Source organism: Streptomyces sp. NPDC059875 (genome assembly GCF_042731085.1).
Lineage (GTDB): Bacteria > Actinomycetota > Actinomycetes > Streptomycetales > Streptomycetaceae > Streptomyces.
In genome coordinates, this window is the sequence record NZ_JBHWJZ010000047.1 from 41683 (window position 1) to 52369 (window position 10687).

General features: G+C 68.6%; 7 protein-coding genes. 2 read left to right on the plus strand and 5 right to left on the minus strand.

Translation table 11 applies throughout. The features are described from left to right. Positions 1 to 2 precede the first annotated feature (2 nt). From ACFV9D_RS35260 to ACFV9D_RS35275, 4 genes are all read right to left on the minus strand, one after another. Positions 3 to 590 (minus strand): SMI1/KNR4 family protein, encoded by a 588-nt coding sequence (locus ACFV9D_RS35260; RefSeq protein ID WP_385155797.1) that lies wholly within the window; start codon positions 588 to 590, stop codon positions 3 to 5. 1717 nt (positions 591 to 2307) lie between these two features. Then, on the minus strand, positions 2308 to 2835 hold the full coding sequence (locus ACFV9D_RS35265) for a transglycosylase SLT domain-containing protein (RefSeq protein ID WP_385155800.1): 528 nt from the start codon (positions 2833 to 2835) through the stop codon (positions 2308 to 2310). A gap of 279 nt (positions 2836 to 3114) precedes the next feature. Then, positions 3115 to 3942 carry a transposase gene (locus tag ACFV9D_RS35270; protein WP_385155803.1) on the minus strand — a complete coding sequence of 276 codons (828 nt, stop codon included), beginning with the start codon at positions 3940 to 3942 and terminating at the stop codon, positions 3115 to 3117. Positions 3943 to 4191: 249 nt separating this feature from the next. After that, entirely contained in the window at positions 4192 to 4842 is a 651-nt protein-coding gene (locus ACFV9D_RS35275) for a DUF4360 domain-containing protein (protein ID WP_385155806.1), read from the minus strand. 1284 nt (positions 4843 to 6126) lie between these two features. Between ACFV9D_RS35275 and ACFV9D_RS35280 the strand changes: the two genes are divergently transcribed. After that, complete coding sequence (locus tag ACFV9D_RS35280) at positions 6127 to 8601, plus strand: macro domain-containing protein (RefSeq protein WP_385155809.1); 2475 nt, start codon at positions 6127 to 6129, stop codon at positions 8599 to 8601. Positions 8602 to 8723: 122 nt separating this feature from the next. After that, positions 8724 to 9689 (plus strand): hypothetical protein, encoded by a 966-nt coding sequence (locus tag ACFV9D_RS35285; RefSeq protein ID WP_385155813.1) that lies wholly within the window; start codon positions 8724 to 8726, stop codon positions 9687 to 9689. On the opposite strand, the gene ACFV9D_RS35290 is transcribed toward ACFV9D_RS35285, so the two are convergent. Beyond that, positions 9686 to 10554, minus strand: a protein-coding gene (locus ACFV9D_RS35290) for an IS5 family transposase (RefSeq protein ID WP_385155816.1) whose coding sequence is annotated in 2 segments (ribosomal slippage) — positions 9686 to 10204 and positions 10207 to 10554 — 867 coding nt in all. Because the reading frame shifts where the segments join, the coding sequence is not laid out codon by codon here. The genes ACFV9D_RS35285 and ACFV9D_RS35290 overlap by 4 nt on opposite strands. Positions 10555 to 10687 lie beyond the last annotated feature (133 nt).

Consider the following 10687-nt stretch of genomic DNA (forward strand, 5'->3'; position numbering starts at 1 on the left):
GGTCACCGCGAGTGGGGGAGCCGCTGCCGAGTCGGATGCATTCGGAGCTGGGGTGAGGTCAGTTCCAGGGCCCGGTTGTCCAGTCCGGCGGCCATGTGGTCGAGCCATCGTTCGTACCAGGCGAGAAAGTCCGGGGCTGAGGAGACGTTCGGGCGCCAGAAGCCGTCGGCGTTGCCGATGAGCATGCGCCCGGTGAGAGGGCCGGTTATGCCTATGAGGACGAGGTCGCTGCAGCCGCGTTCGATGACGTGCAGGAACAGGTCGCCACGGCGGGTGGGGAGGTAGGCCCGGCTGAATCCTCGTGAGCCGGTGCCGGTATCTGTGGGGTTCATCGTGAAGAGCGTGCAGTCCGCCAACGGGATCAGTCCGTAGTAGGGAGACGCACCGCTGCCGCCCATGTTGGTGAGGAAGTCTCGGTAGGGCTGCGGGAGTTCCACATCATGCTCGGCCTCATAGGTGTCTGCCTGGCCTTTGGTGAGGCGGGGTCCGAGGCGAAATTCGTGCCGCTCTTCTCCGAAGGAGTGGCTTCGGGCGGGGGCGTAGGGGATGCGTGCCAGCTTGCGTCGCAACCGCGGGATGCGGGAGTCCATGCGAGCTCTTCTCTCGTGTCGCCCTCAATCTATTGCACGGCACCAGAGCTCATCCTGCGAGCAGGACTCGCTTCCGCAGTAGCTGGAAGCCGATCAGGGGGTCAGCCGGAGTCGTTCCTCGGCTTGGGCTGGGTGTCGTAGTAGCCGAGCTGTGCCAGGGGGACGAAGTGAAGTAGTAGCCCTGCTCTTCGTCTGGTTCGTCGTCGGCTTCGAAGGGGCGCCAGAAGCTCAGCAGCAGATCGGCGGCGACGAAGGAAGCGGGTCCTCTGGATTCGCGTCGATCGTAGTCTGCTGTCTGATGAGCCTGACGACGTCGCGGGCCGGCAGGTTGAACACATCCAGACCGCGGAACTTCACTCGGTCTGTCGCGGCGGTCGGGCGTTCGAGGGCTCAGCAGATGACCACTTCACCCCTTCTGCGGTGGCAGGACTCCTGCCCTGGCGTGCTGGTGTGCCACGATGGCTGCCGGGAGGCGGGATGCAGAACGTGGGGCTGGGGGCGCTCATTGCGTTTGCTCTCGCTGTAGCGATAAATGCGGTCGAGCTTCTCACTGGGTGGATCCATCCCTGGGAGCGAGCCCGGGTCCTGCGTCCTGTGCCTCATGGGCTCGGTCAGGTGCTGACGGGGAGCGGTCTCTCCTGTTTTTCAGTGTCTTCGCCTTCACCCCGTCAGGGGACGTGCTCCTTTCACTCATGGCAGTGAGCGCTGGGCTCTTCCTCGCTGCAACCGTCCTGGTCGGGGTGTCCCGATTTCCAGGCCGCTAACGCTGCTCATGACCGGAGCCGGATGACGACGGCTGCGCATGATGGCGCTCTTTGAACCTCCCCAGGTATCGCTCGTCAGGTGGCCAAACCTGCCCAGGTGATCTCCCCATCCTTTGCGTGATCCTTGTCGGCGTGTCGAACTGGTGTCGGCGTGTCGTGGAGAGCCTGCGTGAGCACGGAGTTCGGGCTGTTGAAGGGCCCTGGATGCTCACCTGGGAGGAAGACGTGGATGCTCATGCACTGCGTCGCTCGATCTCGGCGATCGCCCGGCACCTGGGACATGACCGCAAGACGATCCGCGCCCATCTGAACGGCGAGCGAGTCTCCGGCTTTAGACGGACCGTCCTACCGTCTCCGCTCGCACCAGTCCCACTCCGACAACCTCCGCAAAGGGGTGACCGGACGTGCTGGTTGAACTCCGGGGCCTGCCCCATCTGCTGGACCCAGTTCCAGGCCAACCCCCAGGCAACCCGCCATACCTCCTGCACTCCCCGCTGCAAAGCCGAAGCAGCCCAGAGCACCGGTGGACCGGTTCGGGCGCTCCCTGCTTTTGTCGATGAGGCGATCGGCGTGGTGCGGACTGGGGAAGGCGCCTGTAGGTGTACCGGGGAACAGGTAGCTGGTGAGAGGGGTCATGCCCTCGATGATGTCGATGGGCGGGACTCTGCCGGCGGACACGGAGGACGTGCTGGCGGGCCGGGTGCTGTTGGTTGCCGTCGCACCCTGCTCGGCCTGTCCCGGGCTGTGGGCGCCTGCCGGGTGAAGGCGTTCGGGGGACTGTGTCCGGCGTGGCTGGCGTGACGCGTCCGCAGCGCATAGCCGGCCGGCCTGGAGGTAAGGCCACTGGATGGCCGGTTCGGGGGCCGGTGAGGCTGCCGGTGTCGGCGCCGGCGATTGCTGCGGTTGTGGCGCCGAGGGGCCTCGAGGCGTTTGCGGGGCGGGGGAGGGGTGGATCAGTAGGCGGAGTCGACGTTGTCGATGGAGCCGTACTTGTCGGCCGCGTAGTTGGCGGCTGCCGTGATGTTGGCGACGGGGTCGGTCAGGTCGTGCGGGGTGCCGGCGACGTGGTAGGCGTCGAAGGTCGGCTGGATGACCTGGAGCAGGCCCTTCGACGGGGTGCCGTTCTGCGCGTTCACGTCCCAGTTGTTCTGGGCGTTCGGGTTGCCGGAGGACTCGCGCATGATGTTGCGGTGCAGGCCTTCGTAGCTGCCGGGGATGTGCTTGGACTTCATGATGTCCAGGGCTTCCTTGATCCAGCCGTCGAGGTTGTCGGCGTACTGCTTCTTCGCCTTCTTCGCCGCCGTAGCGTCCGCCGCTGACACCTGGGATGCCGGGACGTTCGCCGGTACCGGGGCTGCCTGGGCGGGCGAGGGGGCCAGCGTGAGCGCCGCTGCTGCGGCACCCGCGGTGGCTATGCCTGCGACGGACAGCTTGCGGAATCGGGCGATGCGGCCGGTGGTGTTCTGCGTGGGGGCGGTCATAGGCGAGTAACTCTCCCTTTGGGGGTGGCGTGGGGATGCCGACCGAATGCGGTACGGCGGAAGCGGAGCGTGTCTCCGCGAGGCGGCTGGGGCGGTCGGGCGGACATGGTCTGCTGTCCGGTCCGCACCGGGATCCCCGGGAACGACAGCCATGGTTAGGGGCTCTCCGAGCACAGCGCAAGGATGTGACGTACTACCGCACCGCATAGCAAATGTCCGCAGTGGCCTGCCGGAAGCCACCCGGGCACGGGATCGCGGGACGCCTGCGTACTACCTCTCTTAGGACGTGACGTGGCTCCTGTGCGGGGCATCACAGCCACGACGCCTGTCCGGCATCCAGCACCCACGAGGAGTCGTTCCGGAGAACCGCACGCCCCGCACCACCCCGGCCCCGTCCCGTCGATGCCGAGGCGCTGTTCCCCGGCCTTCCCGGGTACGGCGCACGGCGACGCGACTGCACCCCCGTCCCGGCGCCCCGAAGGGCGCAAGGACGGCTCCGTCGCGGGTGCCATGCTGTGGTCGGCCGGCGAGCCCTGGCCGGTGTCCACCGCCGTCCACCCCAAGGGAACCGGGCACGTGCCGGCTGTTGTCCGTCTCGCGCGCCGCATCCATGCCGCCTCGGAGGGACGGAAGAAGACTGACGAGCAGATCGAGCTCCTCGCCACCCTCCAGGGCCGGGCAGCACGCCCCGGGCATCGGCGACGCGGACTCCATCCCCATGCCGGCCATCGCGCAGCTGTGGTCCTCGGCGTTGTGGATGTTCTGGATGGCCTTCTTCGCTGCGGGCTGGGCCGGCCTGGGGAGGCTGTCGAGGCGGTTGGCCGTTTTGTGAACCGGGCACCTTTGGTGCCGGGTTTCGGGGAAGGCCTGGTTGATCGCATTCCGGAAGCCGGGGGCGCCGTTGCCGGCGGCGGGGACGGGAGCCCGCATGCCGCGTCGCCGGCGGTCCCGTAGCAGGCTCGCCCAGGACTCCGAGGACTCGTGGTGGCCGTCGGCCGTCGCGATCAGCTCCTTGGTGCCGTCCGCCCGCACGCCCATGACGACCGGGACGGCGGCCTTGGTTTCCTCCAGGCGGGTGCGTAGGTGGACGGGCGTCGGCCCGGACATGGATGCACTCGGTGGTGGACAGGTCGCGCTCGCCGGGCACCTTATGGCCGGCCTGCCGCTGCTGCGTGAGGAGGGTCACCGTGGCCGGGGGCAGGCCGGCTGCGGAGCCGCGGGACTGCTCGAGGGCGGGGGACATCGGGGTGCCGGGACGCCGGGACGCCGGGGTGCCGGGGCTGCCGGGGGAGTGTCGGGGTTGTTGGGGGTGTGGTGCCCCGGACGGGAAGGGGGCCCGTCCGGGGCGACCTGGTGTCAGCTTGCGGGGCATTCCTTCCATGCGAGGTGGTAGATGGTGCTGATGTCACCGTCGGTGGAGTCCATGGTCATGTAGCTGGTGGTGGCCGGGTTCGACGTGCCGGCGTTCACGCGGAGCTCGGTGTTGATGTTGAAGTTGCGCTGCACGCCGCAGGGCGCCCACACGAGCTGCGCCCAGTCGGTGTCGTCGGTGGCCTGCCAGTTGTCCTCGTAGGGGCCTTGGAAGGAGTGTGTCCGGGACGCGGTGTTCGGCGAGCCCTGGAAGTAGTACGAAGCCTTCTCGGTGCTGCTCGCACCGGGCTGGAGCGACGCGTAGCCGCGGTAGTCGGCGCTGGCGATCGCGTAGGTGAATCCCTGGGGCACGTGCACCAGGAGGTTGAGCTGGCAGTTCCTGCGGGCTGCCGTGGGCAGGGAGTTGCCGCCCGCCTGCGCCAGGTACTTGCTGTAGGTGACGGTGAAGGCGGTGTTGTCCTCGGACACGGCGATGGCGGCGGTGCCCAGGGGGCAGCCGGAGCCGTTCACCGTGGCGATGTCGATGACGATCCTGTCCGGGGGCGGGTCGACGATCGACGACGGGCCTGCCTGTGCGGGCAGGGCCGAGGCGAACAGAGCGGTGATCGCTCCGCTTGCCAGCAGGGGGACTCTCATGGTTCTCCCATCCAGTGCGTCAGTGCCGGGCGAGCGCGGGCGCACGGGTGCGTCCTGTCGCGGGGCGAGGGGTGCGGCGCGCCACGGGGGCGGGCGGCCGTCACGGACCTGCTGCGTGGATCGAGGCGCTGGTGCTGCGGGGGTGGTGCGGCCGGCAACAGTTGAAGCATCATGTACATGTCAGCGGCTTCTTCGGGGCGCCCCGCCGGTGCGGGCGGGGGCGGTCACGAATGCTAGAAGCCCGGGCGCGGAAGGGCAGGAGGGAGCCCGGCCAACAATCGCCCCGCGAACAGCCCTTCCGGTGGCTCTAAACAGCGGGTGGCGCCCCTGGCACCCCACACACACCAGGCGTCCGGCGCGCCACGGCCGCGCTCGACGTGTCCGGCGCCGGCGATCCGCCCCGGTCCGTCGCCCTCGTGTCCCAGCAGCACACGCGAAGCCGTGGCCGCACATACCGGTGCGCACCGGCTGTCCCCAGCCCACTTACGGCGCGTCAGCTCCCGCACGCCCTCATGCCCGCTACCTCGGTGCTCACGTTCTCCGGCACGGAGCTTCCCGGCCGGCCTCGCGGCAGTTCAAACCGCTCGCGGGCTGGTTGCCGGAAGAACCGGGCGGTGCGCAGGTACGGAGGGCGTGCGGTGGTGGCGGGTTCGAGGCGTTCGAGCTCCGCGTGGAAGGCGGGTTCCGCCGTGCGTGCGTCGTCGATGATGTGGTCGCACAAGCCGCGGACGGGCGTAGTGGCGGACGTCTGAGCACGCGCAGCCGGTGCAGCACCGCAGACGGTCTCCTGGGCCGCGTGGAAGGGGCAGAGACGAGCCGGGCGTCGTGGTCTGGGACCGACCGGTGTCGGGCCTTTCGCCCCGCCGCTGCCGGGTCCATCGCGCGGACGGTGTGTCCCCCCGGCGGCTCAACGGCCGGCGAGCTTCCCGGAGTCACGCCCGATGAACATCGACCGGTCCGGCCGGCAGATCCATGTCGTGACCAAGGGGCGGCTCCGGCCCCGCGGCCTGAGCATCCGCCGGCCCCTGTTCGGGGATCGGACCAACGGTGCGGCTCCGGCCCCGCGGCCTGAGCATCCGCCCGCCCCCGTTCGGGGATCGGACGGCCGCTTCCGTCGAGCTCGCGTCGGCTGCCGTGGCCGCGCACCGGGCGGGTGTAGGAGTCCACGAGGTGTCGACGGCTCGTCGTGGGCGGCCCGTCGGGGCGCCGGGTCGGGGCGTCGGTGTTGTCAGTGGGGGGCGGTAGCTTCGGGTGTGTTCGAGGTTGCGCGGGAGGGGTGGATTCGTGGTTGTCGAGGGTGCGTTGAGGGTCGTTCTGGTCGACGTCAACGACGAGGTGGTGGCGGCCTGGCGGTCCGCGTTCGCGGACACGCCCGGGGTCGAGATCCGGCGGGGTTCCCTTCTCGATGTGGATGTCGACGCGTGGGTGTCCCCCACCAATGCGCGGGGCCGGATGGACGGTGGGGTCGACGCTGTCGTCAAGCGGTATCTCGGCGCCGGTATTCAGGTGCGGGTGCAGCGGGCGATCCGTGAACGGTTCGGCGGGAGTCTGCCGGTGGGCAGCGCGGTATGTGTCCCGTCCGGGTCGGCCGTGCCGCGGTATCTGATCTCGACGCCGACCATGCGGCAGTCCTCGCAGAACATCAGCGAGACCATGAACGTGGCGCTGGCGTGCGCGGCCGGGTTCCAGGCGGTGCATCTGCACAACCGCAAGGAGCCCGGCAGTATCCGGTCGGTGGCGCTGGTGGGGATGGGTGCGCAGACAGGGCGGGTGCCCGCACAGGTGTGCGCCAATCTGATGTGGACGGGCTTCACCCTCTTCCACGATCACGGGTTCGCCGACTACGACGAGTTGCGGGCCGCTGTGCAGGGGCAGCTCGACGACATCGAGGGCGCGGGGGCCGCCCGGCGGGTGCGGATCAACGTGCCCAAGCGGCCTTCCCTTCCTCCTGACACGCACACCCAGCACGCCGGCACCCAGCAGGCCGGCACCGCACAGGGCGGGGATGCCGGCGACGACCTTGTCGAATCCGTTCAGCATGCCGGCGCGCCCGAGGGGGCGTCCGGTTGGAGTCCTGGGAGTTGTGCCCTCGTGAGCGATGTCGACGTTCCGGCCGCGGGCGAGGCGGGCTCCTCGGCCGGGGACCCGTTGGGGCTGGCCGAGCTGTTCACCGGTGGTGGTGAGCCGTGGCTGCCGCTGTTGGGTCCGGTGATCGAGGCGCAGCCGGGCGCTGCCGATTTCATCGGTCCTAAGCGCAGTGGGGAGGTGGTTCCGGTGCGCGAGTTGACGTTCCAGGCGCTGAAGCCGCATCCGCCGCAGAAGTGGAAGGTGGTCGCCTTCGGACAGAACCCGTATCCGCGGGCGGAGAGCGCGACCGGCATCGCGATGTTCGACAACACCTTCAACGACTGGAAAGACGCTCAGTTCGGTCGGGTGGTCAGCATGCGCTGCATCATCAAGGCGGCCGCGATGTGGAAGTACGGCATAGCCAGGAAGACACCGATCGCCGACATCCGGGCCTTGTTGAAGAAGGAGGAAACGGTTCAGCCGCCGGAGTGGTTCCAGGCGATGCTCACCCAGGGTGTGCTGATGCTGAACGCGTCCCTCACGGCCAGTGCGGACGGGGCTGTGCCGACCGATCGGCACACGTCGTTCTGGCGGCCCGTCGCCGAGCAGATCGTCGAGGAGATCCTCCGGGCGAAGCAGGACGCCGAAGAGGAGGACCGAGGGGTGGTGTTCGCCTGGTGGGGCGCGCATGCCCGGAGCCTGAAGAGGGTCGTGCAACGGCTGGAGAAGAAGTACCCGGGGGTGGAGGTCCGGCACCTGGACCACGCGAATCCAGCCGCGCAGGGGGACATCTTCTGCGAGGGGGACCACTTCTCCCAGGTGAACGATGCCCTGGCGGTCGTCGGGGCCGAGCCGGTCGACTGGCTGCCCCGGAAGGGCTGGGACCAGGAGACGGCGATGCCCGGCGGGTCCGAGGGTGGTGGCGTCGCGGAGCGGATGGGGGCGTTCATCGCGTCGACGATGGAGCTGCACCAGCTGTATCTGGAGCGGCTCACGAGCGTCAAGGACGAGGGGCTTGTCCTGCCGCCGATCACCGGTGTGTTCGACACGCCGCTGATGGATTTCCGCAAGGCCGCCGAGCCGGTGTCGGGAGTGCTCGCACATCTGGACGGGCACATCGAGCGCTCGATTCGGTTCGGGGAAGACAAGGCTGCGAAGGCGGTGGCTGGGGGTGGGTTGTCCGGTGAGGGGATGAGCGGGGACGGACTGTCGGCCGACGCGATCTCGGCTCTGTACCTGTACACGTGCGAGTCGGTGTTCTACCGCGAGATCAACGCCGTGCTGCGCTCGGCGGACCGGGAGCGGCTGGTGCCCTACCTGCCGTACCTGCGGCTGTTGTTCTCGGCGGTGGCGGCCTTGCCGGCACAGAAGCGGCCTTTGTGGCGAGGCGTGGCGTTGGATCTGCGGTCCCAGTATCCGGTGGGGCGGACGGTGACGTGGTGGGGTGTCTCGTCGTGCACGTCCGAGTTGAGCGTGGCCCGGGCGTTCCTCGGAAGTCGTGGCAAGCGCACCTTGTTCGAGGTCACACCGGCGCGGGCGGTGGGGATCCGCCGGTTCTCCGCGTTCACCGGCGAAGAGGAGTACATCCTCGCGCCAGGTACACAGCTGAAGGTGACGGAGGTGAAAGCCGAGCGCGGGGGGCTCTGCACCGTGCGGCTCGCCGAACTGGAGGGACAGGGGATGGTGTCCTAAGACGTCGTTTCCTTTGGTTGAGGTGTGTGTTGTTGAGTCCTGGCACTTGAGGCGTGGTCCCTCAGCAGCCGAGTTGGCTGGTCGTGGTGATCGCCCTGGGTAGCTGAGCCCGGAGCAAGCGTGTGATCATGAACGCGTCGCATTCCTTCGCCCGTGAGGTGATCTTCTTGACGAAGGTGGCACTGCGTTCCTACGCACTGTTGCCTCGGCAGTACGACGAACGGAAGGTACTGGCTACGACGATCGATTCGCGTGGCCGGGCTCTCTGGCTGATCTGTCCTGATGCCCGTTTCCCCTACAGGTGGGCAGGTCGGGACGTTCCAGCACCCGTCAACCTGCCCTTCGATGCCCTCGTCGTGATCGATGACGGGGGCAGGGTCCTGGAACAAACTCTCCACGGAGTGGCCGTGGACCCGAATGCCTTCGATGTCCTTCCGGGTGGCGGGTTCGTCCTCTCCGGCACCATGAGACCAAACGCGTTGTCCGGCCAGATCCTCGGCCCGGACGGCCGCTCTCGGCGCCGGTTTCCCCTGGGAACCGGCCTCACGCATCTGGTAGCGGATCACCGGACCGGCTTCTGGACCGGGTACGCCGACGAAGGGGTATACAGCGGTGACCGCGTCAGCGCGGGTGGACTGACCCGCTGGGACGGTAGGGGCAACCGGGCAGGGGTCATGCGCCCACCGGCGCCCTACCATCATGTGGCAGAGGTCAGCACCATCAACATCTCCCATTCCACCGCCCACGCCGTGTACTGGCCGGGCGCCCCGCTCGTCGAAACGGGTCCCAGCGGGATGCTCCGCATCCGCGCCCTGCCGGTCTCGGACCCGTCGGGCCTCGCGATCAAAGATGACCGGCTGCTCCTGCTCGGAGGAGCCGAGCGGGGCATAGGCACTGCTGCCCAGACGCATGCCGTCCACCACCTCCGGCTGACGGATGATGAAGCTGTCCTCGTCGACCGCGAGAGGCTCGTCTTCCCGAACGGCGACCTTGTCAGACGCTACGCCCGCCCCGTCTGCCGGGGTCCGAACGTCTTCCTGCATACCCTTCGCACGTGGCGACAGTGGTGGGTGCTGACCTTGCCCTAGTCCTCGATCCTTACGCAGTGGTGGTGACCTGGCGCCGCGACAACTCGGGCCATGAGCAGAGGCGTCAACCGGCGGTAGCCGATGAGGGTTGCGGCTATGCCGACGAAGGCGAGGAAGTGTTCGGCCTTGCGTTCATAGCGGCGGTGGAGCCGACGGCAGCCGGCCAGCCAGGACACGGTTCTTTCGACCACCCAGCGGTGTCGGCCCAGCCGCTGTGAGGACTCGACGCCCTTGCGGGCAATGCGGTGGCGGATTCTCCGCTGGCGCAGCCATCGGCGCAGGTGGTCGTAGTCGTAACCCTTGTCCGCGTGCAGTTTCGCCGGCCGCCGACGCCGGGGCCCGCGGCGGGACCGGATGGGCGGGATGGCACGCACGAGCGGCTCCAGGCCCAGACTGTCGTGCATGTTCGCGCCGGAGATGCCCAGGGACAGCGGCAGTCCGTTCCGGTCGGTGATCAGGTGGATCTTCGATCCCAGCTTGCCGCGGTCGGTCGGATTCGGTCCCGTCAATGGCCCCCTTTTGCAGCCCGCAAGCTAACGGAGTCGATCGCGCACCGCGACCAGTCCAGCTCGCCCCGCGCTCCGAGTTCGTCGAGGATCACGCGGTAGAGGCGAGCCCAGACCCGGTCCCGGCTCCACTGGGCGAACCTGCGGTAGACCGTTGGCCAGGCCGGGCCGAACACCGGCGGCAGCTGCCGCCACGTGCAACCCGACGCCGCCACGAAGATGATCGCGGCCAGGGCTTCGCGGTCACCCGCCCGGCGTCGGCCACCGCCCTGCGGACGTATCACCACCGTCGGCGGCACCACCCGCCTGAACAACACCCACAACTCGTCCGGCACCAGCCGTTTGACCAGATCCGTCATGCACGGATCAACGAACGATCACACCATAAGAAACGAGGTCTAAGAGGCCTTTGAGAAGGGCCGGTTGCCGGGCCGGTGCGGGCCGACCGGCGGCGGCCCGGCAGCGCAGCTGACACCGCCCTGCGCCAGGCCG

What these genes read in the sequence shown, in the direction of transcription:
- ACFV9D_RS35275 (WP_385155806.1), bottom strand. Translation starts at nt 4,842, where the DNA reads ATGAGAGTCCCCCTGCTGGCAAGCGGAGCGATCACCGCTCTGTTCGCC.
- ACFV9D_RS35265 (WP_385155800.1), bottom strand. Translation starts at nt 2,835, where the DNA reads ATGACCGCCCCCACGCAGAACACCACCGGCCGCATCGCCCGATTCCGC.
- ACFV9D_RS35270 (WP_385155803.1), bottom strand. Translation starts at nt 3,942, where the DNA reads ATGTCCGGGCCGACGCCCGTCCACCTACGCACCCGCCTGGAGGAAACC.
- ACFV9D_RS35260 (WP_385155797.1), bottom strand. Translation starts at nt 590, where the DNA reads ATGGACTCCCGCATCCCGCGGTTGCGACGCAAGCTGGCACGCATCCCC.